The sequence below is a fragment of the Vibrio atypicus genome (genome assembly GCF_009811315.1).
Classification (GTDB): Bacteria; Pseudomonadota; Gammaproteobacteria; order Enterobacterales; family Vibrionaceae; genus Vibrio; species Vibrio atypicus.
In genome coordinates, this window is record NZ_BLID01000002.1 from 22,711 (window position 1) to 47,732 (window position 25,022).

Genomic DNA, 25,022 nt, shown 5'->3' on the forward strand with positions numbered 1-25,022 from the left:
GCGTTACAGCTCTAAAGAATGTTGATTATCTGGCCGGAATTGGATTACAAATATCTGTCTCATAAGTGAGATCCAGTAATGTTGACACTAATTATTTGATTTGGTTCATATAAATTCACATCTCTCTAGAAGCCTTATGAATAAAGGGGTCACAAGAACGACTGAAATTACTCTGATTTTACGCTAACCAGACCCTGACATTTCTTCTCTTTCTTATCAACACAAACTGTTTATAGTGCCCTTCGTCAGTTACAGATATTTACAAAATTGTAGCGGTTAGGAAGGATTACTCACAGTTGGAAGTGCACAGGGTGCTCTGTCTCCATTCGAGTTTTATTGGAGCTTGAATGGAGATGAGCACCGAAGCTAACTCTTTAACAAGATAGATTTCGAGGAATCAGTAATGAAAAAATTAGCAGCGGTAATTTCAGCATCTCTTCTTTTGGCTTCGGCGCCTTCAATGGCTGAGCTATATGTAGGTGCAAAAGCAGGTAAGTCTTGGTTGGATGACGCTTGTACTTCAGCAACAGTTGATTGCGATACAGATTCATCAACCTTAGGTGCATTTGTTGGTTATGAAATGTGGGACTTCCTTTCTATTGAAGCTGGTTATGATTACCTTGGCCGCTTTGACGGTGAAGGCCTTGACAACGATAAAGTAGAAGCCTACACGCTAGCGCCTAAAGTAAACCTACCAATCACAGACGCAATCTCAATCTACGGTAAATTCGGTGGCGCATTCGTAAACTACGGTAGCAAAGAAGATTACTCATACCTTGGCGCTGCTGGTGTTGAATTTGATTCAAACGAAAATGTTGCTGTTCGTCTTGAGTATCAAACAATTACTGATGCAAACAACGACCTAGTTCGAGCTATGGGTAATAGTGCAACATTGGGTGTTGTTTACAAATTTGGTAGCAACGAAGAAGCCGTTACAGAAACGATCGTTGAAGAAGAGATGGTTGAAGAAGTTGTAGAAACTCCAGCAGAGCCTGTTGTTGTAACTAAAACATTTGAAACCCAGCAGCTTGGCACAGGTAGTTTCAAGCTAAATAGCACTGAGCTAAACCAAGAAAGCGCAGCTCAATTAGATGAGCTCGTTGATTTCCTAAATACTTACCCGCAAGCAAACGTGGAAGTAATTGGTTACACTGATACTTCAGGTGCAGCTCAATACAACCAAGTAGTTTCTGAGAAACGCGCGCAATCTGTTGCGGCAACACTTGAAGAGAAAGGTATCGACGCATCACGCATTACTGCTAAAGGTGAAGGGGAAAACAACCCTATCGCTTCAAATGAAACACGCGAAGGCCGTGAGAAGAACCGTCGTGTAGAAGTGATCGTTCCTGCATTTGACTACCAAGTTCAGCAGTAGACCAAAAATTAGACATCGTCAGTTAACTAAGCCTCAACTTCGGTTGGGGCTTTGTCTTATTTGTGAGATTGTTATGGTTTTAGTGGGATAAAATTAATTTTAGTGTCACAAGATTTGTACAAAAAGTAAGATAAGGTATATCTTATGAATGGTTCATACTGTAACTGATTGTTATATGTGAAATATCAATGGCGTAATTAACATTTTACGTACTAATAAGGAAATAATAATGAAAAAGTTAGCAGCGGTAATTTCTACAACTCTTCTTGTGGCATCAGCGTCGGCAAATGCTCAGTTTTATCTAGGTGCAAAAGCGGGTGTAACTTGGCTTGATGATTTTTGTACAACGGGCGCTTGTGATGAAGATTCGTGGGCTCTAGGTTCGTTTTTAGGCTATGAAATCACAGATGCAGTTGCGATTGAAGCTGGTTTAGATGCTTTGGGAGAAACGACGGGAGCTGGTTATAAAGACGCCGGTATGAGCGCGTATACTCTCGCTCCACGATTTTCATTTGCACTCAATGAAGATCTAGACTTATTTGCAAAAATAGGTGGTGCTCACGTTAAGTATGGTAATGATGAAGATGGTGCATTGCTAGGTGCAATCGGCTTAAACTACAGCATTATTCCTAGCATTGATATCCAGGCAGAGCTTCAGCACTTCAATGGTATATCAATTGAAACAACGAGCTTTGATGCAAATACATTCACACTAGGTTTCCGTTCTAAATTCGGTGGTAGTTCTGAGCCAACACCAGAGCCTGTAGAAGAAGTTCTAGTAGAAGAGACTGTTGTTGAGGAAGTGGTTGTAGTAACACCAGTTGTGAAAACATTTGAAACTAAAGTCGTTGATTCAGGTAGCTTTGAGCTAAATAGCTCTGAACTTAAGCCTGCGAGCAAGCAGAAGCTTGACGAGCTAGTTGTATTCATGAACGAGTACCCTCAAGCGAACGTTGAGGTAGTGGGTTACACAGATACAAGTGGTGCAGCATCGTACAACCAGAAACTGTCTGAAAAGCGTGCACAATCTGTTGCTAATGCTCTAGAAGCTGAAGGCATCGATGCTTCACGTATAACAGTAAGTGGTCAAGGTGAAAACAACCCAATCGCTTCAAATGATACTCACGAAGGTCGCGTTCAAAACCGTCGTGTAGAAATTACGGTTCCAGCATTTGAGTACGAAGAGAAATAATTCTTCTCATCTTAGTTTGACCCGTCCTGATATGGGTTGACACCTTTTTAGTTAAAGCGCTCGATGTACTTCATCGGGCGTTTTGTATTTTAGCGCCGTATGAGGCCTCATCTGATTATAGATTTCTACTGATTCAGAGACCATCTTTCTCGCCTGAGCAATATCTTTAGGCTTGCGCAAGAGGTATTCCATTTTCAAAATGCCGTTTACTCTCTCTGCCAATGCATTTTGGTAACAGTCATACCCATCCGTCATTGAACACACTACTTTGTGCTTAGCATGTAAGTTTTGGTATTCCTTTGAGCAATACTGGGAGCCTCTATCTGAATGATGGATTAAGCTTCCGTTGTTTCGACGTCTTTTTAACGCTCCTATAAAAGCTTGTTTTACCGCGCTCGTTTGCATGTTGTCATCCACACTGTAACCGACGATTTTCCTAGAATAGGCATCGGTAATCAGGCTGACATAACTATTCCCCTCACAAGTAGGAAGGTAGGTAATATCAGCAACCCACAACTCTTCTGGTCTCTCTGGTTTAAAACCATCCTTTATTCTATTTGGGTGGCAGTAAAATCTATGATGGCTATCTGTTGTTCGGTGGTAAGCACGCTTGGTTTTCACAAGCAGGCGATGTTGTTTAAGCAGTGAAAAAAGATAATCCCTGCCAACGGTCACTCCTGCCTGTTTCATCAGATACTTCAGCTTCCTAGTTCCTATGCGGGCTTGTTTGATTCGAGTCTCGCGAACAAAACTCAGAAGTACCTCATCACGTCGCAGCTTACGAATTTCAGTAAGGCATTGCTTGTAATAGGCTTGCCTAGTGATATTGACGATTTGGCAAAATTTAGTCACGGTAAGCAGAGTTATGTTTCGCTCTTGGACGACGCACCTTTGTGCTTTTTTACAACTCGAACACCGTGGTCTCGTTCCATAACTTTGACCACTTCTTCAAAGAAGTCAGCCCTTAGCTTGGTATCTTCGAGCTGCTTTTCCAGTTCTTTGATACGTTGCTCTGGTGTAGGTGGTGAATTGAGTTCAGACATAGGCAACCCTTTTTTTAAGAATCGAGGAGTGACCCTAGACCAGTCAAGTCGACCGTGTTTTCGGAGCCACACTAATACTGTAGAACAACCTTGTATGCCGTATTTCTCTTGAGCTTGTTTATAAGTCAGTTCGCCTCTTTCGACTTGGTCAACAACCTCCAACTTAAAAGCGAGGGAATAGTCACATTGAGTTCGTCTAGTTACTGATTTCATAACACTCTCCAATTTCCTGATTGGGAAGTGTCAACCTTATTTAGGACGGGTCAGTTATAAGAGAAAAGCCTTGGTGAAAACCAAGGCTTTTTTATTTTAAGTCGATACTATTTAGCCGCCCCATAAATTCTAAGATTTCTAGGTTTTCTTTATTGGCTTCTAGGAGGGCTTTCTTAGTTTTACTGTAAGCGGCCAGTCGACCATGCTTTTTGATAGAGCAAACAACACTTCGATAAATGAGTTTACCGTTTTCGTCGTAGTTTCTCCAAGCGGCAATGTAGCATTCATCTTTGGCATTCGGATGGGCTTTTGTTGGTCTTGGTTTAAAAATGATCTTTGGTTCTAATGAATGGGGCAGGCGGGTCATTAGGTAAGGGTCTTTAAGTAACTTGCGCCAAAACTTACCCCACATAGCAGAGCCTAGCTCATTGCGCAGTTTAATCGCCTTCTTGAGCCCTTTCTTTTCTCCTACACGGATATACCCTACAGAGCGATGCAGTACTTTGTCATCCGGTGTATGGATATGAATTTTAAACGCAGTCTTGGCTTTGGAGATAAAGCGGTGGCCTGTGTTTGTCGTCAAGTTACTTTTTTTCATTTTTCACTATCGATAACTTTGTTAATAGCTATTTTAGATGAAACATTGACGTTGGTGAAGTTTAGATATTAAAAAGGGCAGAAAGAATGACTCTTTCTGCCCTGGTTGGTATGGCGCTCCCGACAGGATTCGAACCTGCGACCTATCCCTTAGGAGGGGATCGCGCTATCCAGCTGTGCCACGGGAGCGAAGCTATTAAAGGATCTTATGCATTACATCACCAATTTGGATGCTGCCAGCCATTTCTGCTTGATCCACTGATAGTTCAGCTTCATTTTCGTAAACTCGAGTGACAGTCAAGGTAATATCCGACTCAGTTACTTTGTTTCGTGGTAAGCCACGTTGGTCGATGAAAGAACCGGTATGCCACAGTTGAAGTTTGTCTCCTGCTTCTACACCATGTAATCGGCCTAGATCCATTGTTATCGTGTTGCCCCATTTTGCAACGACTTCCGGAAGGGTAATCTTACATGATACTTCTGATTCTAAGTCGAGCATGATATTTCGGCTCACTCTCAACATCATATCCCCATAAGTCGATGCCCAGAAGCGAGCACTCTTGGTATCAATTTGACTTGTCTTTGGAAATGGCCAGCGCGCCACTTCTCGGTAATTGCGGTTGTAGACTTCGTTGCCGGTTTTGCCATCAAAAATGGTCATCTCTAAGGCAAATTGGCGATTGATGACATCAGAAGTAAGTAAGTTTTGTTCAATTGTTGCGGTTAAATCAGAAATAGTACCACCAATGATGTACTGAGCTCCGGTGTCTTCTGCAATCATCTTGAGCCGTTCAGGGTTACGCTTATCTATCTCATAATCGGTTGTACCGACGGAAACGAAGTTAACAGACTCTTGGTCTAGTTGGCGATTTATCACGTTAGCGAAGTCATCTCCAATGCTATAAATCTGGCCCATTACCGCTTGCTGAGGAGATTGAAGGTCAATGTTGCCTACCAAGAATGTCTTTTTGTATTGATCAACGTGGCAACCTGTTGCCGACGGATAAATATCAATGCGTGCTTTCACCATCATCACGCCGCGACGGGTCTTTTGCTCATCAACTAAGATGTAGCGAACTTCACTATTACTGAATTGGTATTCTTTACGATCGCTTTCTAACAAAGGGCGTAGGTTAGAAATACTACCTATATCAGCTCCCGAAAACTTAACTGCTTTATAAAGGGCATCCTCAAGAGCATGTATTCGAGCCACTTCTTCTGACGAGACAACGGTTGCGGTACCTGTAACCTCATACCAACCCGCTAACGCATTGTGAGCGAATAGGGTGGAATAGAAGCCAGTTAAAAGTAGAAGAAGCGATCTTTTCATGTATGTTTACCAAGTTGGTTCGTTTTTTGCTTATTTTATGTTAGCTAATTTTGGTGATGTTTTCTAAATGCTGCACAGTTAGAAAAGCAAAGAGCGTTCCACTTTTAGGAGAGAGCTAAAAGTAATCAATGCTTAAGCCATAATGTATCGGAGATTAGAGAATGAAGAAATGGTTATCGCTTGTGCCCGTGGTCTTTCTGACCGCCTGTGCCTATGCGCCAATTTATAATGGTAAGGAACCTTACCCAGGCTCTCAATTCATGTTAATGGAGAGTCCCCGTCATACTCTTGACTTTTTTATTGAGAGTATGACTGAAGATTTGATGATTTCGAATACGAGCGTCTCGGCTCGCACTCCTATCGCGGTAACATCATTTGTTGATCTGCAAAATATGGATGCGACTAACTGGCTCGGAAATTCGGTATCAGAAGGTTTTATTCACCAGTTCCAACGTCGCGGCTTTAAAGTTGTCGACTATAAAACGACAGGTTCAATCCAAGTTACCAACCAAGGTGATTTTGCATTTAGTCGTGACTGGAAAGATTTGGCTCAAGAGCAAGATATTCAATACGTACTAACTGGTACTATGCTGCGCCAAGAGGGCGGTGTATTGGTTAATGCCCGAGTGGTAGGTATGCAATCACGAGTGGTTGTTGCCACAGCTCAAGGCTTCTTACCTGCTGATCGCATTGGCCGAGATTTGGATACCTTGAATAGTATTCGAACTCAAGATGGTGTGCTGATTCGCTCAGACCCAACGATTACTCAACCATATACCGTTATTTTGCGTCCGTAGGAGTAGACATGAAAAAGTTATTTTTGCTCTTTGTGGTATTGATAATGGTCGGTTGCCAGCCTCTTGGCTCAATGCGTCCGGACGATTGGTTGACTGCTGTTGGTTATGCAAGCATCAGTGAACAGAAAGGGCGTACTGATGAAGAGAAACAAGTTCGCGCGATGCGTGCTTCAAAGATTGATGCTTATCGAGAGCTTGCTGAACAAGTCTATGGCATGCGAGTTAGCGGACGTGCAGATCTTCAAGATCAACGTTTAGGCACTGAACTGACATCTGGCGCGGTAGACGGCGTTATTCGTGGGGCAGAAGTTGTCCGAACCTATAAAGTTGGAGACAGCTACGTTACTGAACTGCGTTTAGATATTCAGAAAATGAATAAACTTAGGGATTATGGTGAAGTGCAGCAAGTTCCTGAGAAAAGGCAACAAACTCTCTTCTAGTGATAATTTTCTTCTCCGATCAAAAAAAGCGGCAATGTTTGCCGCTTTTTTATATCTGAAATTTATAGGTAGCTAGGCTTTGATGTTTGTTCCAAGTGTCGTGACGTTCTTGGTTTGTCCTTCAGCGGTATAGGTCATACCTAACTTGCCTTGAGATTGTTGCATCAAATTATTCAACTTGTTGAAACTAAGCTGCGCTCGTTGCAATGCTTCACCATTGACGGCGTTTGCCTGCTGGCAATCAAAGATTAAGGAACGAATTCTATCAACCAGAGGGCTCAACTCTGGTGTTGTAGTCAGCGTACTGACATCAGGATGTTGACTGATTCGTTCGTCCGTCACTCTCAATTGCTCGATCAGTGTGATCTTTTGTTTGGCAATTTGCTCAATTTCTTTTGCTACACGATTGGTTATAGCCAGCTTTTCTTTCTCGAGTAATTGAGAAAGCTCTTCTGCACTTTTAAGCTGAAATTCAACTAAACCTTGCAATGCTGCCATAGTGGTCAACCTCTAGGGCTATAAGCCGCCAAGCTCTTTTTCAAACTTCATCATGTTATCAGCAAGCTTTTCAGGATTTACGGTGTACGAACCGTTCGCAATTGCTTCTTTGATCGCTGCAACTTTTGCTTTGTCAAAACTAGGCTGACTAGCCATTTGAGTATGCATCTCACCGACAGCTTTACCTTGAGAGCTGAGAGATACAGAGTCTTGCGCCACTGAAGATTTTTTTGGCGCATCAGCACTTGGAGACTGGTTGTCGCCTCGCACTGAACTTCTACTTGTGGATGTCGTCAGGGGTTGCCCTGTACGGATATTATCTATGCCTGCCATATTTGAGCCTTTTGAATGTTATAAACCTGTACCGTCAATATCGACTTATTAGGGAATAACTTTAGCGGTTTTTAACGATTGATTAAGAAAAATAACGCTAGAATACAACAGTGACTTCAGATATTCCGGTTACACGTCCTTCAATTATACGATTTGATTTGCTGTTTTTCACTCTTATCTGCTCGCCGTGGGATCCATCTGTCAGTGCAACCCCTTTTGTTGTAATCACCATTCCTGCTTTTACAGCTTTTATCGTGACGGTTTCATTGCGGCAGACCACGCAAATATCATTTTCTTCAATGACTTCGCCACTGCGTAGATTTTTTTTCGTTTTTGCTCCGACCACTGCATCAATTGTGGAAAAGCCTTGCCGCCTATAACGTTGCAAGTCTACCATACTAATAGTGACGTCTCTGGGAGAGATAATCTGCCCACGAGATAGCGGGCCAATAAGAGTGACTTGTGGGCCGGTTCTGGTCATTCGTACAGGAACATACACACGCCAATTATCATCGTTACACTCAACAAGAACGGTAATATTACTGGCGTTTGGGTTGGTCGATGTGGAAGAAGTTTTCACACCAGTAGGGCAATCTGTTGCAAAGATCCTACTATCTATAGAGGCGGCCTGTACTTTTAACGAGCCACCTGTTGGGCTTTCTATGTTTGCAGTGACATACTCTTCGGCAGCTTGTTGAATGAGAGAAATTTGACTTTCTGTTGCTGATGTCGCTGAAAAACTAAAGAAAAATAATGAAAAGCCGATAGACTTATAAAACTTTTTATAGAAAGCTCTACAATTAGTTATGGAAAACGAACATAAGTATGATTTAGAATATGTCATTCTGTTTCTCTGGTTTTTCATGGCCTTGAGTAGACTACCATTTTTTTAGCATTAAAGTTTGAGATGGAGATGAGCTTATGACGGGTATTCTTGATTCTGTGAATCAGCGTACGCAACTCGTCGGTCAAAACCGATTGGAACTCCTAACCTTTCGCCTGATGGGGCGACAGCGTTATGGTATTAACGTATTTAAAGTAAAAGAGGTTCTCCAATGTCCTAAGCTTACTTCAATGCCTAATTTACACCCTCTAGTTAAAGGGGTTGCTCACATTCGTGGCCATACTGTATCTGTCATTGATCTGAGTTTAGCTATTGGCGGTCGACCAACGACAGATGTGGAAAAAGCATTTGTTGTTATTGCAGAGTTTAACCGCACCATTCAAGCTTTCTTAGTTACGTCGGTTGAACGAATTATCAACATGCATTGGGAAGCAATTCTTCCACCGCCAGATGGTGCTGGTAAAGCAAACTATCTTACTGCGGTAACGAATATTGATAATGAATTAGTTGAGATCCTCGACGTAGAGAAAATTCTTGCAGAAATTGCGCCAATTGATGAAACCATGGACTCGTCGATTGGTGAAGAGATTGCTCAAGCTGAAGCAGAAAAAGAAATTGTACGTAGAATTTTGATTGCCGATGACTCAACCGTAGCAAGAAAGCAGGTTGAACGTGCTATTACATCACTTGGTTTTGAAGTCGTTGCGGTAAAAGACGGCAAAGAAGCGTATGAGAAGTTGGTTGAGATGGCCGAAGCCGGCAGTATCTATGATCAGATTTCATTAGTTATTTCAGATATAGAAATGCCAGAAATGGACGGCTATACCCTGACTGCAGAAATTCGCCGCAACGCGGATTTGAAAAATTTATATGTTATTCTTCATTCATCACTAAGTGGTGTATTTAACCAAGCCATGGTTGAACGAGTTGGAGCAAACTCTTTCATTGCCAAATTTAATCCTGATGAGCTTGGTAATGCAGTGAAGTCTGCACTTACAGAATAAAGAGAAATTAATGACAGCGATAACTATAAGCGATCAAGAGTATCGTGATTTCAGCCGTTTTTTAGAGTCTCAATGTGGCATCGTATTGGGTGATAGTAAGCAATACCTAGTAAGAAGCCGTCTGAGCCCACTTGTCACTAAGTTTAAGCTTGGATCTCTGTCGGATTTGCTAAGAGATGTTGTGACGGGTCGAAATCGAGAATTACGAGTGGCAGCCGTTGATGCAATGACGACGAATGAAACGTTATGGTTTCGCGATACCTACCCATTTGAAGTTCTTGCGAACAAATTGCTTCCAGAAATTGCGGCAAATAAGCGTCCAATTAAAATATGGTCAGCGGCAAGTTCATCGGGCCAAGAGCCATATTCGATGGCAATGACGATTTTAGAAACTCAGCAGCGCAAGCCAGGTATGTTGCCGAATACATCAATTACAGCCACAGATATTTCTGCCAGCATGTTAGATATGTGTCGTGCAGGCGTATATGACAACCTTGCATTAGGTCGTGGTTTGTCTCCTGAACGTCGTCGTAATTTCTTTGAAGATGCCGGTGATGGTCGAATGAAAGTGAAAGACAACGTAAAACGTTTAGTCAACTTTCGTCCGCAAAACTTGATGGATAGTTACGCATTGCTTGGTAAGTTTGACATTATATTTTGTCGTAATGTACTGATTTACTTCTCACCAGATATGAAGTCAAAAGTACTTAATCAAATGGCAAATAGCTTAAACCCGGGCGGGTACTTATTGCTCGGTGCGTCTGAGTCTTTGACGGGGCTGACCGATCGATTTGATATGGTTCGTTGTAACCCTGGTATCATTTATAAGCTCAAATAAAATTATTCTATCAATGTTAAGCCCAGCTCATGTAGCTGGGCTTTTTTGTTGTTGAGGGCGGGTTACGAGTATACTAATAGTGACATTCCAAATTTACAGTCGTAGTTACTCCGATGAAAAGTTGGCGTATTTATTGCTGTAAGGTCTTCGTAAGTAAAGTGATTACCGATGTGATTTTAAAAGTTGGTATGTTAATTGCTTTATCTTTGGTAATAACGGTCAGTTCTTTATGTAGAGGTTAACATGGCTATTTCTTTCGACAATGCTTTAGGTATCCACCAACACACGGTTGGTCTGCGTGAGCGCAATGCTGAGGTTATCTCAACTAACATTGCTCAAGCGAATACTCCTGGCTACAAATCGAAAGGAATGGACTTTCAAAGGGCTTTGCAGGCGGCAACATCAGAGGCAAGCATTGGTCTTAGCCAAACTGATGGTCGGCATATTCCTGCCTCTACACAAGTGACAGGGGAAGTGATGTATCGACTTCCAACACAACCTGACACCGGTGATGGCAATACGGTTGATGTAGATTTAGAGCGTAATTTATTTATGCAAAATCAAATCAGACACCAAGCGTCACTAGACTTCTTAGGAAGTAAATTCAAGAACTTAACGAAAGCACTAAAAGGGGAGTAACTTAGATGAGCTTATTTAATGTATTCAATGTAACTGGTTCTGCCATGAGCGCTGAATCTGTTCGTCTAAATACGACTTCAAGCAACTTGGCAAACGCTGACAGTATCTCTAGCTCTGCAAAAGATACTTATAAAGCTCGCCATGCTGTGTTTGGTGCTGAGCTAAGTAAGGCTAAGTATGGTAATGATCATACTGTGCCAGTGAAGGTGATGAGCATTGTTGAAAGCGATAAGCCGCTGAGTGCGGAGTACAACCCTGATCATCCGCTCGCTAACGGTGAGGGTTATATTTATAAGCCTAACGTTAACGTGATGGAAGAAATGGCTAACATGATTTCTGCTTCTCGTTCGTACCAAACAAACGTTCAAGTGGCAGATGCAAGCAAACAAATGCTGCTGCGTACGCTGCAGATGGGTCAATAAGGATAGGGGGTGACATATGGCCGATGGCATTAATAATGTTGGTCAAAACAGCTTGTCCTATATCGACCAGCTTAAACAGCTTCAAGACAAGAACAAGCCAAATGAGACCACGGGTAAGCAAGATCTTAAACAAGAAGACTTCTTATCGCTGCTCACTAAGCAACTTGCTCAACAAGACCCGTTTAAGCCGGTTAGTAATGACCAGATGATTGCGCAAATGGCGTCGTTCGCAACTGTAGACGGTATTGGCAAAATGAATAACCAGTTTGAAACTTTGAACGCTTCGATGACTTCGAATCAAGCGCTTCAAGCATCATCCTTGGTTGGACGTGATGTTCTAATTCCTGGTGCTGCAGGAGTGAAAAAAGACGATGGCAGTATGGCTGCTATGGTCAAGCTACCTCAAGCTGTTGATAACTTAATGGTGCGAGTAGAAGACCAAATGGGCCAACTGATTCGTACCTTTGATGCAGGCTCTTCACCTGGTGGAGATAGCCGTGTTGAATGGGACGGCAAAGATCAAAACGGTAATCCATTGCCGGCGGGTAAATACAAGGTGAGAGCCTCGGGTGTACTCGATGGAGAAAGCAAAGAGTTTGAAGTATCGACTTACGCAAACGTTAATAGCGTTCTCCTAGGTAAAGGTGATGGTAACGTACTGCTCAATCTGGCTGGCTTCGAGTCGCCAGTTCGACTTGCTGAAGTACTAGAAGTTGGTAAAGCGTAGCTCTTAATAAAGTAGATATGCTAGCTAGATAGGAGATTTTGGAATGTCATATATTGCATTAAGCGGCCTTTCCGCAGCTCAGTTAGATCTGAACACAACCAGTAACAACATTGCGAACGCAAACACGTATGGCTTTAAAGAGTCTCGTGCCGAGTTTGGAGATGTTTACTCTAATTCACTATTTACTAACGCAAAAACTACGCCTGGTGGCGGTGTTCAAGCGGCAAAAGTGGCTCAACAGTTCCATGAAGGGTCAAGTGTTTACACTAATAACCCGATGGACTTACGTATCAGTGGTACAGGCTTCTTTGCAGTTGCAAAGGATCGGCTACAACCTACGTCAAATGAGATTACTCGTAACGGTGCGTTTCACTTAAATAAAGATAACTACATGGTTACGGCCAATGATGAGTTTTTACTCGGTTATCAAGTGAATGGCGATACTGGTGATGTTCTTTCTTACGAGCCTTCGCCTATAAACATTCCAAAAGAGTTTGGTAAACCAAAGCAGACGGCAAACATTGAAGTTGGTGTGAACCTCCCTGCTGGTGGCTCGTTAAAAGATCCTGCCTTATTTGATTACTCAGATCCTGAAACGTACAACCGTTCGACCTCTTCGACGATTTATGACTCAATGGGTCAATCGTACAAGTTGACGACGTACTATTTGAAAGATCAGACACAAGCAAATACTTGGCAGACTTACTACACGGTTACTGACAGTGCTGGTGAGAAGCCTTTGAACATCGTTGGTGGTGATGCAACAACGCCAACTGGCCATGTGGGTCATACAATGAAGTTCAACAACGATGGTACGCTTGCTAGCTTGAACAATGGTCAGAACATTGTATCTGGTCCTTTAGGTGGTGCTGGTCCAGATGATCCGAATGCTATCAACCTAAATGGTGCTGATGTCACTCAGACTTTATCATTTGGTTTAGATTCTGCTACACAGTTTGCAGCCCCATTTGAATTAACTAAGTTTGATGAAGATGGCGCGACAACTGGTTTCTTGACCAAAGTAGACTTTGATGAAAACGGTAGCGTGCTAGGCACATACTCGAATGGTGAAAATATCACTTTAGGGCGTGTTGCTATGGTGCGAGTTGCCAACGAGCAAGGTCTGGACAAGAAAGGTGGTACTCAGTGGGATTCAACTCAGTTTTCTGGTGACAAGATCTGGGGTGAATCAAACAAAGGCTCCTTCGGTTCAATCAATAGTGGTACGCTTGAGCAATCCAACATTGACATGACTCAAGAGCTTGTTGACCTGATTTCTGCTCAGCGTAACTTCCAAGCGAACTCGCGTTCTCTAGAAGTACATAACCAAACTCAACAAAATATCCTGCAGATTCGTTAATTTTAACGTAACCGTTTATCGACATTTCGCAATAATCTGTAATAGCAAGCTGGTGGCAAAGATCGGCTTGCTATTGTTGCCACCTATGGCAATCCTCTTATAAAAACCTTCTATTTACCCTCTCCTTGGTTATCAAATTGCTGATAATTAACAATAAAATATATTGGCACGCCAATTGCTTTAATTGATCTGAATTGTGATTTTTGGAGCAAATTATGGATCGCGCACTCTTCCTCGCTATGAGCGGTGCTAAGCAGAACATGCAGGCATTGCAGCTTAGAGCAAACAACTTGGCAAACGTCAGTACCACGGGTTTCCGTGCTGATTTGGCGCAAGCTCGTTCAATGCAAGCTTACGGTGAAGGTTTACCTAGCCGTGTATTTAGTATGACAGAGCGTCCGGGACATAATTTCCAACAAGGTAGTGTTATTACCACTGGTCGTGATCTTGATGTGACGATCCAAGGCAATGGCTGGATATCTGTTTTAGATAAAACAGGTAAAGAAGGCCTTACCCGTAACGGTAATCTTAAGATTGATGTCAACGGTTTGCTGTTAAGTGGTAATGGCAACTTGGTGCTTGGTGAAACAGGCGCGCCAATCACTCTACCAATACCTTTGAGTAAAGTTGAAATTGGTACCGATGGTACGATTTCAGTTGTTCCGCAAGGCGCTCCAGCGGATGCAATTGAAGTTGTTGATCGAATCAAACTCACTAGCACCGATAATCAATCACTATTCAAAGATGTTAACGGTTTATTCCGTGCAAAAGATCCTAATGCGGCATACGAAGCTGATGCCGATGTCAAACTGCTCACAGGTGCAATTGAAGGTAGTAACGTGAATGCTATCGGCGAAATGACCAGCCTAATTGACCTACAGCGTCAGTTTGAAATGCAGGTAAAAATGATGAGCACAGCAGAAGAGATGGACAAAGCGTCTGATTCTCTGCTTCGTATGAGCTAATAGAGTTTTAGGAGAAAATTATGCATCCGGCATTATGGGTAAGTAAAACGGGCTTAGACGCTCAACAAACCAATATTTCAACCATTTCTAACAACCTAGCGAACGCATCAACGGTAGGTTACAAAAAGAGCCGTGCGGTTTTTGAAGATTTGTTCTATCAAAACATTAATCAACCAGGCGGTCAGTCTTCGCAAAATACCGAGCTGCCAACGGGTTTAATGCTGGGTGCGGGTTCAAAAGTCGTTGCGACGCAGAAAGTGCATACGCAGGGTAATACTCAGACGACCAACAACAGCCTAGATATGATGATCGAAGGTGATGGCTTTTTCCAAATTTTAATGCCTGATGGCAACATCGGTTATCAACGTAATGGCCAATTCACGGTAAACGATGAGGGTGCCATTGTAACTTCTGGTGCTGGCTACAATCTTGAACCAGAAATTGTCATTCCAGAAGATGCAATCAGCATTACCGTTGGTACCGACGGCGAAGTATCTGTTCGTGTTCGTGGTGAGCAAAATAACGTTGTGGTTGGTCAAATTACTACAGTGGACTTTGTTAACCCAGGCGGCCTTGAACCGATTGGTCAAAACCTTTACTTGCCAACAGGGGCGAGTGGTGACCCGCAAGAGGGTGTACCTGGCTTTGATGGCTTTGGTGATATTCGCCAATCCATGTTAGAGACTTCTAACGTGAACGTAACGGAAGAGCTTGTAAACATGATTGAAGCTCAGCGCGTCTATGAAATGAACTCAAAAGTTATCTCGGCAGTAGATAAGATGATGAGTTTCGTTAACCAGCAATTATAACTAACCAGTAGAGGATAAAATGATGAATCGTATACTCGCTGTACTTTTGGTTGGTGTGATGTCTGGTTGTACTATGCTTGAGCCACCAGTAGAAACCTCTGATGTTGTTGGCGGTACTACCACTGTCGATGCTGTTGAAGGCGATAAATCTGGTGATGATCAAAGTGGTATTGTTGACACGCTACGCGGTAGAAATGATCCGGTCGCGGGTGACCCAGCTTGGGCGCCAATTCATCCAAAACACCAGCCGGAACACTACGCTGCTGAAACGGGCTCTCTGTTTAGTGCCTCTCGTTCGACCGGCTTATATGATGACTCAAAGCCACGTGGTATTGGCGATATTATTACAGTGACATTGGATGAGAAAACCAAAGCGGCAAAAAGTGCTAACGCTGATATGTCGAAAACCAACGATGCTTCAATGGAGCCATTATTTGTTGGCGGACAAGAGCTCAAAGTTGGCGGCGACTACAACTTCTCTTACGACCTGAACAATACCAATACCTTTGCAGGTGACGCGAGCGCAAACCAAAGTAACAGTTTAACCGGTTCTATTACCGTAGAGGTGATTGAAGTGTTGGGGAATGGCAACTTAATCATACGCGGCGAAAAATGGTTAACCTTGAATACGGGCGACGAGTACATCCGTTTAAGTGGCACCATCCGTCCAGACGATATTTCATTTGATAATACGATTGCTTCTAACCGCGTTTCTAACGCTAGGATCCAATATTCAGGGACTGGTAACCGACAAGATATGCAAGAACCTGGATTCTTGGCACGATTTTTCAATGTATCACTTTAATCTCATCTGAAGTCGCTTTTTTGGCACTACGATTGAGCGACTCAGAACAAAGTTAAAGGTATTCCAATGAAGAAGTTGATTCTCCTTTTCACCAGCATCCTACTATTAACGGCCCATGCTCAAGCCGCGCGTATTAAAGACGTAGCGCAAGTCGCAGGGGTTCGTAGTAACCAATTGGTGGGCTACGGTTTGGTAACAGGCCTGCCTGGTACGGGTGAATCAACGCCTTTCACTGACCAGAGCTTTAATGCCATGTTGCAAAGCTTTGGTATTCAATTGCCACCTGGCACCAAGCCAAAAACCAAAAATGTTGCCGCTGTTATTGTTACGGCAGAATTACCAGCCTTTTCTAAGCAAGGCCAAACTATTGATATTACCGTGTCATCTATTGGTTCAGCGAAAAGCTTACGAGGCGGCACCCTGATGCAAACCATGCTGAAAGGTTTAGATGGGCAAGTGTATGCCGTGGCTCAAGGTAATCTAGTTGTGAGTGGTTTTAGTGCGACAGGTGCAGACGGTTCTAAGATTGTCGGCAACAATCCAACGGCTGGCATGATTTCAAATGGTGCGATGGTAGAGAGAGAAATACCGACCCCGTTTGGTCGCGGTGATTACATTACCTTTAACTTACTCGAATCTGATTTTACAACTGCTCAGCGAATGGCTGATGCGGTTAATAATTTTCTTGGGCCACAAATGGCCTCTCCAGTCGACGCAACTTCTGTAAAAGTACGTGCTCCTAGAGATATTTCTCAGCGAGTGGCGTTTTTATCTGCGATTGAAAACCTTGAGTTTGATCCGGCTGATGGTTCAGCGAAGATTATTGTTAACTCGCGAACTGGAACCATTGTGGTGGGTAAACATGTGCGTTTGAAGTCTGCAGCCGTTACTCACGGTGGTATGACCGTAGCGATCAAAGAGAATTTAAATGTTAGCCAACCCAATGCATTTGGTGGTGGTGAAACCGTTGTAGTTCCTGATACCGATATTCAAGTAACGGAAGAGCAGGGGAAGATGTTTAAGTTTGAGCCTGGCCTGACACTTGATGACCTAGTCCGCGCTGTCAATGAAGTTGGTGCTGCGCCTTCTGATCTTATGGCTATTTTGCAAGCGCTTAAACAAGCGGGTGCAATTGAAGGTCAGTTGATCATTATCTAAAGGAGTGAAGCATGATAAATAACGGAAATGACATCGGCTTCATCCACGATATCGCTGGGCTCGATAAGCTACGTAAACAAGCGGTTGAGGGAGATGAGGGCAGTGAAAAAGCGGCATTAACCGCCGCTGCCAAGCAATTTGAAGCTATTTTTACCTCCATGCTGTTCAAGTCTATGCGAGACGCTAACTCGACCTTTGAGTCTGGCTTAATGGACAGTCAGAATCAGCAGTTCTATCGTCAGATGATGGATGAACAGATGTCGAGTGAGCTGAGTTCATCGGGCTCATTAGGGTTAGCTGACATGATCGTTGCTCAGCTCTCTTCTGGTTCAGTTGAAAACCAAAATGCAGCTAATCAACATACTGATTTTGAAGCGATGATGAAAAAAGTGGATGGTGCTCGTCAAGCACGCTCGGCTGAAAGCGTTATAGCCAGTGAAACTATTCAGGCACCACAGAAGCACTCTTTTGATTCACCTGAGTCTTTTGTCGGTTCAATGCGACCGTATGCAGAGAAAGCCGCTAAGGCTCTTGGGGTGGATTCTTCACTCTTGTTGGCTCAAGCTGCACTAGAAACAGGTTGGGGACAAAAGCTCGTCAGTAATAGCCGTGGTAGCAGTAACAACTTATTCAACATTAAAGCAGATAAAAGTTGGAGTGGGGATAAGGTCGCAACTCAGACTTTAGAGTATCACCAAGGTATTCCGGTCAAAGAACAAGCGGCTTTCCGTTCTTATAGCAATTTTGAAGATAGTTTTAATGACTACGTGCGCTTTTTGAATCAAAATCCACGTTATACGACAGCACTTCGTCACGGCGGTAACGATGAACAATTCATTCGTGGTATCCACAAAGCAGGGTATGCGACTGATCCGAATTACGCTGATAAGGTACTGCGCGTAAAAGCTAAAATTGATCAAATGTAAAAAGTCACCTTCGGGTGATTTTTTATTGCCTTAATTCTCCTTTCTTATATTTGGCACACATATTGCAATTATTAAACCGTATGTTCAGTTAATACTGATTTTTAAAGGTTTCTTGGGGGCAATATGGCGTCTGATCTACTGGGTTTAGGTTCACAAAGTGTCCTAACCGCTCAGAGACAACTTAACACCACAGGCCATAACATCTCTAACGCAAATACAGAGGGTTATAGTCGCCAGTCGGTGATACAAGGCACAAATATGCCACGCCAGTTTGGCGGGGAATCCTATGGCATGGGCGTGCATGTGGAAAAAGTTCGCCGCTCATGGGACCAGTTTGCCGTTAACGAACTGAACATGTCGACAACGAGCTACGCTCATAAGGTAGACGATGAAGCTAACTTAGAAATGCTATCTAATATGCTGTCATCAGTATCTTCGAAAAAAATCCCAGAAAATCTCAACGAATGGTTTGATGCCGTAAAATCGCTGGCCGATAGCCCGAATGATGTGGGTGCTCGCAAGGTTGTGCTTGAAAAATCAACACTGATAACGCAAAACCTAAATGATTTCCATGAAACCATTCGTCGCCAATCGGATGTGACAAACAAAAAACTCGACTTGGGGATAGAGCGAGTAAACCAACTTGCGCTTGAAATACGCGATCTTCATCGTTTAATGATGCGTACTCCAGGGCCTCACAATGATTTTATGGATCAACATGAGAAGCTCATCAACGAACTCTCTGAATATACAAAAGTAACGGTGACGCCACGTAAAAATGCGGAAGGGTTCAATGTCCATATTGGTAATGGGCATACTCTGGTTTCCGGTACCGAAGCAAGTAAGTTAACCATGATTGATGGTTACCCCGATGTCCATGAACGTCGACTTGCCATGATCGAAGGTAAAGGTATTAAAGCCATTACCACCAAAGATATTGATGGCAAGTTAGGTGCGATGCTGAGCATGCGTGATGAGAAAATTCCTCAGATCATGGACGAGCTTGGCAAGATGGCGGCTTCATTTTCATATGATGTAAATAAACTGCAGTCTCAAGGCCTTGATTTGCGAGGAAACATTGGTGGTTTAATTTTTACCGATGTGAACTCTGAAGTGTTGGCTAAGTCACGCGTGGTTACTGGCTCTCAATCTCAAGCTGAAGTAGCGGTATTTATTGAGGATACCAGCCAACTGATCGCTGGTGAGTACTCGCTTCAATATCATGATGGTGATTACTACGTGACGAGACCTAATGGTGAGCAGTCAATTGTACCTGTCGTTGATGATGCGATCTCAATGGATGGCATTCGGATTGAAATTCGTCAAGATTTGGCGGCTGGAGAGCGAGTGCTTTTGCGCCCAACTCGAAGTTCTGCCGCGCAAATGCAGATGGCAACTAATGACCCATCAAAAATTGCCGCGCAAAGCTATGAAGCTTCCACCACGTTTGCTCAGGGTAAAGCCAAGTTTTCGATTGAGTCGGCAGGAGACTTACGTGAATTTGAAGTGATTGTTTCGCCAGACGGCAAGCAATTTGCGGTTACTGATACCAAAGGGCGTATTCTTATGCAGCCGCAAGAGTATCCGCCAAAAGGGGCTGTGACAGTACAAGGCACCACATTTGAATTAACTGACGGTGCGTTGCCAAACGATAAGTTTACGGCAAACCTTGTTCCTTCGGAGGGTGATAACGGTAACTTGCTTAAAATGCAAAATATTCAAACAGATAAAAAGCTCAATGATGGCGAGTCGACAGTTTTGGATATTTACCACAACCTGAATACCAACGTAGGTTTGCAAATGTCGACGGCATCACGTTTGACCGATGTTTCTCGTTTAGAGAAGGAAGCTTCCCAAGAACGTGTTGCTTCAATTTCAGGGGTCAACCTGGATGAAGAAGCAGCAAATATGATGAAGTTTCAGCAAGCCTATATGGCCTCGTCGCGCATTATGCAGGCGGCCAATGACACCTTTAACACCATCTTGGCTCTGAGATAGGAGGCGTAAATGTTAAATCGTATTTCGAGCTTCCATAACTATCAGTCGGTACAAAATGACTTGCGCCGCCAAGAAAATAAGGTGCATCACAACCAAGCTCAATTAGCATCGGGTAAGAAGCTAATGAAGGCGAGTGATGATCCTCTGGCGACTCACTATATTCAGAATATTGGCCAGCAAAAAGAACAACTACGTCAATACAGCGAAGCAATTGTGTTGACTCGAAATCGTCTAGAGCACCATGAAGTGATTATTTCAAATGCGGAAGATTTTGCTGATGAAGCAAAACGTACCGTTATGGAAATGATTAATGGTGCCTTGTCTCCAGAAGACAGATTAGCGAAACGCCGTGAGATGGAAGAAATTTCAAACAATTTTCTGAATCTCGTTAACGTTCAAGATGAGTCTGGTAACTACATCTTTGCGGGCACAAAACCGAAGAATCAACCTTTCTTCCGTGATAAAGATTCGGACGTGGTTTACGTCGGTGATGATTACCAACGGAAAATGAAGATTTCCAATAGCTTAGAAATGCCAATCAATGACCCTGGCAGTAAGCTGTTCATGGAAATTGATAATCCGTTTGGCGATTTTGCGCCGCAATATGATCTCCAAGATTCTTCAGAGTTATTGCTTGAGCGAGCGACCAACTTAAACCCTGATGACCAGTCGAACTATAAGGTTACATTCGTTGATATGCCTGGTGGCAAATATGGTTACCAATTGGAGCAAGATGGTTCAGTCGTACAAGCCGATATTTTTGATCCAGCAAAAGGGATCAAATATGAAGATATCAATATTCAGGTCAAAGGGCAGATTACCAAAGGTGACTCGATTGAGTTAGAGCCTCGCCGTAGCTACAGCATTTTTGAAACGTTTAAAGAGGCATTGGAGCTGTCATCAGGATCGGTGTCTGATGCATCTAATACAGCCAAGCTACATCAAATAACAGAAGAGTTTCATGCTGCCTTTATTCATTTGACCAAAGCGAGAACAGATGTCGGTGCACGTTTAAATACGCTCGATATCCAAGAAGAGCAGCATGCAGATTTTGAAATGACGCTCGCTAAATCGAAAAGTAATTTCGAAGACTTGGATTATGCAGAGGCCATCATTGAGTTCAATGAGAATTCAAGAGCGCTTCAAGCATCGCAACAAGCTTTTGGTAAAACAAAAGATTTAACCCTATTTAATTATATTTAATGATTTTAAGCCTTAAGTGCAATGCCTTAAGTGCTAAGACAGCCTCTGACAAGTTACGTAGTGAAACTATGGCAATCAGGTGGCAATGAAAGCGGCAATTCGATTGCCGATAGATGTGAACAAAAAACAAACTGATATTAAAGATAAGTGTGGAACGATTTAAGTTATTGAAAAACAGATGGTTAAAATTATTTTTGTTGAAGATTTAAACTTGGCACACAACTTGAATTATCTATATCAGAGTTAAAAAACAGTTTTAAGCAGATATCTGCTTAGCAAGGCATTTACGGTCAGTGCTTCCAAATGAGATTAAGCTGGCCGCTTCGCAAGCACTTGCGAACTCACTAGGAGAGCAAACTATGACCATTACAGTAAATACTAACGTATCGGCAATGACCGCTCAGCGTTATCTAAATAAGGCGACTGGCGACCTAAATACCTCAATGGAACGCTTGTCATCTGGCCAACAGATTAACAGTGCGAAAGATGATGCGGCTGGTCTGCAAATCTCTAACCGTTTAACGGCGCAGTCTCGTGGTTTGGATGTGGCTATGCGCAACGCGAACGATGGCATCTCTATCGCTCAAACAGCAGAAGGTGCGATGAATGAGTCGACATCGATTCTGCAACGTATGCGTGATTTGTCACTGCAATCAGCTAACGGTACTAACTCAGATTCAGAGCGTACGGCGATCAATGAAGAGGTATCAGCCCTACAAGACGAATTGAACCGTATCGCAGAAACCACATCATTTGGTGGTCGTAAACTACTAAATGGTACGTTTGGAGAGGCATCTTTCCAGATTGGTGCAAGTTCAGGTGAAGCGATCATCATGGGATTGACCAGTATTCGTGCCGATGACTTCCGTATGGGTGGTCAAAGCTTTATTGCTGAACAAGGTAAAGATAAAGATTGGGGTGTACCGGCTAATGCTCGTGACCTTAAGCTTGAGTTTACTGGCAAAGATGGCGATCCAGTATCGATCGACATTCTTGCAAAAGATGGCGATGATATTGAAGAACTTGCCACTTACATTAACGGTCAAACAAATGTACTCAAAGCATCTGTTGACCAAGATGGTAAACTGCAAATATTCGCATCACAGGCTGAGCTTAAGAGTGACTTAAGCATCTCTGGTGGTCTGGCGGGTGAACTGGGTCTAAATGGTGGTCCTGGTGTCCAAACTACCGTACAGAGCATTGATGTTCGTTCTGTTGGTGGTGCTCAAAACGCAGTTGGTATCCTTGACTCGGCTCTGCAATATGTTGATTCACAGCGTGCAGACTTGGGTGCGAAGCAAAACCGACTAAGTCACAGTATCAATAACCTGGCAAATATCCAGGAAAACGTAGAAGCGTCAAACAGCCGAATTCGCGATACAGATTTTGCGAAAGAAACAACGGCGATGACAAAAGCTCAAATTCTGCAACAAGCTGGTACATCTATACTGGCTCAAGCAAAACAGTTGCCAAACTCTGCGATGTCATTATTGCAGTAGTAGTACCTATCTTCATTAGCGTAATCCTAGACGTAGGGCTAATGAAGAGAGTACGGCAAACATAGGCTAACGTTTACGAGACTCTCTCTCACTCCTGTCTCTTATTCGTGATGTCTATGTAACAATAGCCAAGCTTTGATCATTTCTCTCGATCTCCACATGGCATGGCTAGCTCTATAGCCCCGGTTCTCTCAAAGGAAAAGGGGCTTTTCTTTACCTGCTATTTAAGCCTCTGTTACGCATTATAAGCGTTGTTAGCTTTCCCCTTTACCTATGTCGTCATTTCTTTTTTAGTCACTATAGACTCGAACTCACGAAGTTATAGCCTCTAATATCTTCTAGTTCATTACTCTTTTAATTCGATTTTTACTACCGACCGAAAAACAGAAAACTTTAGCATCTAATTTCATATTTATTTCTTTGATCATGTTTTCAATGAAATAGCCTGAATTTGGTTAATTTTTCCACTTGTCGCTCTAAAGTTAACCATTTCGGTGTCGTTATAAAGGTACTTTGAGAGAACTAATTGGTTTTTCGAGACGTCGGAAAGCTTAACGGAAATTCCGGTAATCGGAAAATCAATAGGAGAGACCACTATGGCGGTTAATGTAAACACTAACGTAGCGGCGATGACAGCTCAGCGTCATCTAAATAGCGCATCTAATGCTCAACAACTATCGATGGAGAGACTCTCTTCAGGTTTCAAAATCAATAGTGCAAAAGACGATGCAGCAGGCTTACAAATTTCCAATCGATTGAACGTTCAAAGCCGAGGCTTAGATGTCGCGGTACGTAACGCAAATGATGGTATTTCGATGGCACAAACTGCTGAAGGTGCAATGAATGAAACCACCAACATTCTTCAACGTATGCGTGATTTGTCATTACAATCTGCGAATGGCTCAAACTCGAAATCCGAACGTGTCGCCATTCAAGAAGAGATAACTGCGTTGAACGACGAACTCAATCGTATTGCAGAAACAACTTCTTTTGGGGGTAACAAGCTTCTTAACGGTACATTTGCAACTAAGTCATTCCAGATCGGTGCGGATAATGGTGAGGCAGTAATGCTAACCATGAAAAACATGCGCAGTGACAATACCATGATGGGGGGAAATAGTTATCAAGCTGCAAATGGGCAAGATGCAGACTGGGCCGTACAAGCTGGAGCAAATGATCTTACAATCACAGTGACTGATAAATTTGGTCAAGAGCAAAATGTCGAGCTGAATGCGAAAGTCGGCGATGATATTGAAGAGCTTGCCACTTATATCAATGGTCAAACGGACTTGGTTAAAGCTTCTGTTAATGAAGATGGCCAACTTCAACTATTTAGTGATAACAACACGGTTGAAGGTGTCGCGACGTTTGGAGGCAGTCTCGCGGGCGATTTAGATATAGGTGATGCACAAGCGGTGACTGTTGATACCATTGATGTTCGTTCTGTTGGTGGTGCGCAAGAGTCAGTAGCAATTGTAGATGCAGCCCTGAAGTTTGTTGATAGTCATCGTGCGGAACTAGGTGCATTCCAAAACCGTTTCAATCATGCGATTAATAACTTAGATAATATCAATGAGAATGTGAACGCGTCGAAGAGCCGAATCAAAGACACTGATTTTGCGAAAGAAACAACGGCATTGACTAAGTCTCAGATCCTTACTCAAGCTTCAAGTTCTGTATTAGCTCAAGCAAAGCAAGCGCCCAACTCAGCGTTGGGGCTTTTAGGCTAAAGAAGTAAGTTCTAAGCCATTTTAAAAGTCATGACTACTAAGAGAAAATCCAGCTTCGGCTGGATTTTTTGTTTGTGTAGGGATAGGTGACATTATCTTCAGATAAAAGAAAACCCAGCTAAAAAGCTGGGTTTAAGTATTTCCAATTAGATATGGTGCGGTCGGAGAGACTTGAACTCTCACACCTTGCGGCGCCAGAACCTAAATCTGGTGCGTCTACCAATTCCGCCACGACCGCGTATCTAACATCATTGAGAGAATTGGTAAAACCTCAACG

General features: G+C 43.0%; 25 protein-coding genes and 2 tRNA genes. 19 read left to right on the top strand and 8 right to left on the bottom strand.

The features are described 5' to 3' along the window. The first annotated feature begins 403 nt into the window (after nt 1-403). Both GVO60_RS04675 and GVO60_RS04680 read left to right on the top strand, forming a co-directional pair. Nucleotides 404-1,375: an OmpA family protein gene (locus tag GVO60_RS04675; protein ID WP_159651471.1), complete on the top strand. Its 972-nt coding sequence runs from the start codon at nt 404-406 to the stop codon at nt 1,373-1,375. 229 nt (nt 1,376-1,604) lie between these two features. Continuing rightward, the gene (locus GVO60_RS04680; RefSeq protein WP_159651472.1) at nt 1,605-2,567 is read left to right on the top strand and encodes an OmpA family protein; all 963 of its coding nucleotides are present in this window, start codon (nt 1,605-1,607) and stop codon (nt 2,565-2,567) included. A 51-nt stretch (nt 2,568-2,618) separates the two neighbouring features. Here the strand turns inward: GVO60_RS04680 and GVO60_RS04685 are convergent. The 4 genes from GVO60_RS04685 to GVO60_RS04700 form a co-directional block, all read right to left on the bottom strand. Next, a protein-coding gene (locus GVO60_RS04685; protein WP_159651473.1) for an IS3 family transposase occupies nt 2,619-3,823 on the bottom strand; the annotation gives its coding sequence in 2 pieces (ribosomal slippage) (nt 2,619-3,454 and nt 3,454-3,823; 1,206 coding nt in all). A 91-nt stretch (nt 3,824-3,914) separates the two neighbouring features. Then, nucleotides 3,915-4,421 carry a Fe3+-citrate ABC transporter substrate-binding protein gene (locus GVO60_RS04690; protein ID WP_159651474.1) on the bottom strand — a complete coding sequence of 169 codons (507 nt, stop codon included), beginning with the start codon at nt 4,419-4,421 and terminating at the stop codon, nt 3,915-3,917. Between the two features lie 111 nt (nt 4,422-4,532). Continuing rightward, nucleotides 4,533-4,609: transfer RNA gene (locus tag GVO60_RS04695), tRNA-Arg, on the bottom strand. A 7-nt stretch (nt 4,610-4,616) separates the two neighbouring features. Next, nucleotides 4,617-5,750, bottom strand: a complete 1,134-nt coding sequence (locus tag GVO60_RS04700; RefSeq protein WP_159651475.1) for a flagellar assembly protein FlgT — start codon at nt 5,748-5,750, stop codon at nt 4,617-4,619. A 161-nt stretch (nt 5,751-5,911) separates the two neighbouring features. On the opposite strand from GVO60_RS04700, the gene GVO60_RS04705 reads away from it, so the two are divergent. Then, nucleotides 5,912-6,547: a FlgO family outer membrane protein gene (locus tag GVO60_RS04705; protein ID WP_159651476.1), complete on the top strand. Its 636-nt coding sequence runs from the start codon at nt 5,912-5,914 to the stop codon at nt 6,545-6,547. An 8-nt stretch (nt 6,548-6,555) separates the two neighbouring features. Beyond that, nucleotides 6,556-6,987, top strand: coding sequence for a flagellar assembly lipoprotein FlgP (flgP, locus tag GVO60_RS04710; RefSeq protein ID WP_159651477.1), 432 nt, complete (start codon nt 6,556-6,558; stop codon nt 6,985-6,987). A gap of 72 nt (nt 6,988-7,059) precedes the next feature. Here flgP and GVO60_RS04715 read toward each other — a convergent pair whose 3' ends face one another. The 3 genes from GVO60_RS04715 to flgA form a co-directional block, all read right to left on the bottom strand. Beyond that, complete coding sequence (locus GVO60_RS04715) at nt 7,060-7,485, bottom strand: flagella synthesis protein FlgN (RefSeq protein ID WP_159651478.1); 426 nt, start codon at nt 7,483-7,485, stop codon at nt 7,060-7,062. Between the two features lie 18 nt (nt 7,486-7,503). Next, nucleotides 7,504-7,818, bottom strand: a complete 315-nt coding sequence (gene flgM, locus GVO60_RS04720) for a flagellar biosynthesis anti-sigma factor FlgM (protein WP_159651479.1) — start codon at nt 7,816-7,818, stop codon at nt 7,504-7,506. A 97-nt stretch (nt 7,819-7,915) separates the two neighbouring features. Next, nucleotides 7,916-8,662, bottom strand: coding sequence for a flagellar basal body P-ring formation chaperone FlgA (gene flgA / locus GVO60_RS04725; RefSeq protein ID WP_159651480.1), 747 nt, complete (start codon nt 8,660-8,662; stop codon nt 7,916-7,918). Nucleotides 8,663-8,739: 77 nt separating this feature from the next. On the opposite strand from flgA, the gene GVO60_RS04730 reads away from it, so the two are divergent. From GVO60_RS04730 to GVO60_RS04800, 15 genes are all read left to right on the top strand, one after another. Then, the gene (locus GVO60_RS04730) at nt 8,740-9,666 is read left to right on the top strand and encodes a chemotaxis protein CheV (protein WP_159651481.1); all 927 of its coding nucleotides are present in this window, start codon (nt 8,740-8,742) and stop codon (nt 9,664-9,666) included. 10 nt (nt 9,667-9,676) lie between these two features. Then, a complete protein-coding gene (locus tag GVO60_RS04735; protein ID WP_159651482.1) occupies nt 9,677-10,504 on the top strand; it encodes a protein-glutamate O-methyltransferase in 828 nt (275 codons plus the stop codon). Nucleotides 10,505-10,747: 243 nt separating this feature from the next. Continuing rightward, nucleotides 10,748-11,143 (top strand): flagellar basal body rod protein FlgB, encoded by a 396-nt coding sequence (gene flgB / locus GVO60_RS04740; protein WP_159651483.1) that lies wholly within the window; start codon nt 10,748-10,750, stop codon nt 11,141-11,143. Nucleotides 11,144-11,148: 5 nt separating this feature from the next. Then, complete coding sequence (gene flgC / locus GVO60_RS04745) at nt 11,149-11,565, top strand: flagellar basal body rod protein FlgC (protein ID WP_159651484.1); 417 nt, start codon at nt 11,149-11,151, stop codon at nt 11,563-11,565. A gap of 16 nt (nt 11,566-11,581) precedes the next feature. Beyond that, a complete protein-coding gene (gene flgD / locus GVO60_RS04750; protein WP_159651485.1) occupies nt 11,582-12,292 on the top strand; it encodes a flagellar hook assembly protein FlgD in 711 nt (236 codons plus the stop codon). 43 nt (nt 12,293-12,335) lie between these two features. Continuing rightward, nucleotides 12,336-13,652 carry a flagellar hook protein FlgE gene (flgE, locus tag GVO60_RS04755; RefSeq protein ID WP_159651486.1) on the top strand — a complete coding sequence of 439 codons (1,317 nt, stop codon included), beginning with the start codon at nt 12,336-12,338 and terminating at the stop codon, nt 13,650-13,652. Between the two features lie 215 nt (nt 13,653-13,867). Further along, nucleotides 13,868-14,617: a flagellar basal body rod protein FlgF gene (locus tag GVO60_RS04760; protein WP_159651487.1), complete on the top strand. Its 750-nt coding sequence runs from the start codon at nt 13,868-13,870 to the stop codon at nt 14,615-14,617. A gap of 20 nt (nt 14,618-14,637) precedes the next feature. Beyond that, complete coding sequence (gene flgG, locus GVO60_RS04765) at nt 14,638-15,426, top strand: flagellar basal-body rod protein FlgG (RefSeq protein ID WP_159651488.1); 789 nt, start codon at nt 14,638-14,640, stop codon at nt 15,424-15,426. Between the two features lie 22 nt (nt 15,427-15,448). Continuing rightward, complete coding sequence (gene flgH, locus GVO60_RS04770; RefSeq protein ID WP_159652417.1) at nt 15,449-16,231, top strand: flagellar basal body L-ring protein FlgH; 783 nt, start codon at nt 15,449-15,451, stop codon at nt 16,229-16,231. Nucleotides 16,232-16,297: 66 nt separating this feature from the next. Beyond that, nucleotides 16,298-17,389 (top strand): flagellar basal body P-ring protein FlgI, encoded by a 1,092-nt coding sequence (locus tag GVO60_RS04775; RefSeq protein ID WP_159651489.1) that lies wholly within the window; start codon nt 16,298-16,300, stop codon nt 17,387-17,389. 11 nt (nt 17,390-17,400) lie between these two features. Beyond that, nucleotides 17,401-18,315, top strand: a complete 915-nt coding sequence (gene flgJ, locus GVO60_RS04780; RefSeq protein WP_159651490.1) for a flagellar assembly peptidoglycan hydrolase FlgJ — start codon at nt 17,401-17,403, stop codon at nt 18,313-18,315. 123 nt (nt 18,316-18,438) lie between these two features. Beyond that, on the top strand, nt 18,439-20,313 hold the full coding sequence (gene flgK, locus GVO60_RS04785) for a flagellar hook-associated protein FlgK (RefSeq protein ID WP_159651491.1): 1,875 nt from the start codon (nt 18,439-18,441) through the stop codon (nt 20,311-20,313). A gap of 9 nt (nt 20,314-20,322) precedes the next feature. Beyond that, a complete protein-coding gene (gene flgL / locus GVO60_RS04790) occupies nt 20,323-21,516 on the top strand; it encodes a flagellar hook-associated protein FlgL (protein WP_159651492.1) in 1,194 nt (397 codons plus the stop codon). A 359-nt stretch (nt 21,517-21,875) separates the two neighbouring features. After that, nucleotides 21,876-23,015 (top strand): flagellin, encoded by a 1,140-nt coding sequence (locus GVO60_RS04795; protein WP_159651493.1) that lies wholly within the window; start codon nt 21,876-21,878, stop codon nt 23,013-23,015. Nucleotides 23,016-23,611: 596 nt separating this feature from the next. After that, nucleotides 23,612-24,745 carry a flagellin gene (locus GVO60_RS04800; RefSeq protein ID WP_159651494.1) on the top strand — a complete coding sequence of 378 codons (1,134 nt, stop codon included), beginning with the start codon at nt 23,612-23,614 and terminating at the stop codon, nt 24,743-24,745. Between the two features lie 153 nt (nt 24,746-24,898). Here the strand turns inward: GVO60_RS04800 and GVO60_RS04805 are convergent. Then, nucleotides 24,899-24,983: transfer RNA gene (locus GVO60_RS04805), tRNA-Leu, on the bottom strand. Nucleotides 24,984-25,022 lie beyond the last annotated feature (39 nt).

What these genes read in the sequence shown, in the direction of transcription:
- GVO60_RS04715 (WP_159651478.1), bottom strand. Translation starts at nt 7,485, where the DNA reads ATGGCAGCATTGCAAGGTTTAGTTGAATTTCAGCTTAAAAGTGCAGAA.
- flgB (WP_159651483.1), top strand. Translation starts at nt 10,748, where the DNA reads ATGGCTATTTCTTTCGACAATGCTTTAGGTATCCACCAACACACGGTT.
- flgD (WP_159651485.1), top strand. Translation starts at nt 11,582, where the DNA reads ATGGCCGATGGCATTAATAATGTTGGTCAAAACAGCTTGTCCTATATC.
- flgM (WP_159651479.1), bottom strand. Translation starts at nt 7,818, where the DNA reads ATGGCAGGCATAGATAATATCCGTACAGGGCAACCCCTGACGACATCC.
- GVO60_RS04675 (WP_159651471.1), top strand. Translation starts at nt 404, where the DNA reads ATGAAAAAATTAGCAGCGGTAATTTCAGCATCTCTTCTTTTGGCTTCG.
- GVO60_RS04680 (WP_159651472.1), top strand. Translation starts at nt 1,605, where the DNA reads ATGAAAAAGTTAGCAGCGGTAATTTCTACAACTCTTCTTGTGGCATCA.
- GVO60_RS04795 (WP_159651493.1), top strand. Translation starts at nt 21,876, where the DNA reads ATGACCATTACAGTAAATACTAACGTATCGGCAATGACCGCTCAGCGT.
- GVO60_RS04760 (WP_159651487.1), top strand. Translation starts at nt 13,868, where the DNA reads ATGGATCGCGCACTCTTCCTCGCTATGAGCGGTGCTAAGCAGAACATG.
- GVO60_RS04775 (WP_159651489.1), top strand. Translation starts at nt 16,298, where the DNA reads ATGAAGAAGTTGATTCTCCTTTTCACCAGCATCCTACTATTAACGGCC.
- flgA (WP_159651480.1), bottom strand. Translation starts at nt 8,662, where the DNA reads ATGACATATTCTAAATCATACTTATGTTCGTTTTCCATAACTAATTGT.
- flgK (WP_159651491.1), top strand. Translation starts at nt 18,439, where the DNA reads ATGGCGTCTGATCTACTGGGTTTAGGTTCACAAAGTGTCCTAACCGCT.
- flgE (WP_159651486.1), top strand. Translation starts at nt 12,336, where the DNA reads ATGTCATATATTGCATTAAGCGGCCTTTCCGCAGCTCAGTTAGATCTG.
- flgJ (WP_159651490.1), top strand. Translation starts at nt 17,401, where the DNA reads ATGATAAATAACGGAAATGACATCGGCTTCATCCACGATATCGCTGGG.
- flgG (WP_159651488.1), top strand. Translation starts at nt 14,638, where the DNA reads ATGCATCCGGCATTATGGGTAAGTAAAACGGGCTTAGACGCTCAACAA.
- flgC (WP_159651484.1), top strand. Translation starts at nt 11,149, where the DNA reads ATGAGCTTATTTAATGTATTCAATGTAACTGGTTCTGCCATGAGCGCT.
- GVO60_RS04690 (WP_159651474.1), bottom strand. Translation starts at nt 4,421, where the DNA reads ATGAAAAAAAGTAACTTGACGACAAACACAGGCCACCGCTTTATCTCC.
- GVO60_RS04730 (WP_159651481.1), top strand. Translation starts at nt 8,740, where the DNA reads ATGACGGGTATTCTTGATTCTGTGAATCAGCGTACGCAACTCGTCGGT.
- GVO60_RS04735 (WP_159651482.1), top strand. Translation starts at nt 9,677, where the DNA reads ATGACAGCGATAACTATAAGCGATCAAGAGTATCGTGATTTCAGCCGT.
- GVO60_RS04700 (WP_159651475.1), bottom strand. Translation starts at nt 5,750, where the DNA reads ATGAAAAGATCGCTTCTTCTACTTTTAACTGGCTTCTATTCCACCCTA.
- flgP (WP_159651477.1), top strand. Translation starts at nt 6,556, where the DNA reads ATGAAAAAGTTATTTTTGCTCTTTGTGGTATTGATAATGGTCGGTTGC.
- flgL (WP_159651492.1), top strand. Translation starts at nt 20,323, where the DNA reads ATGTTAAATCGTATTTCGAGCTTCCATAACTATCAGTCGGTACAAAAT.
- GVO60_RS04705 (WP_159651476.1), top strand. Translation starts at nt 5,912, where the DNA reads ATGAAGAAATGGTTATCGCTTGTGCCCGTGGTCTTTCTGACCGCCTGT.
- GVO60_RS04800 (WP_159651494.1), top strand. Translation starts at nt 23,612, where the DNA reads ATGGCGGTTAATGTAAACACTAACGTAGCGGCGATGACAGCTCAGCGT.
- flgH (WP_159652417.1), top strand. Translation starts at nt 15,449, where the DNA reads ATGAATCGTATACTCGCTGTACTTTTGGTTGGTGTGATGTCTGGTTGT.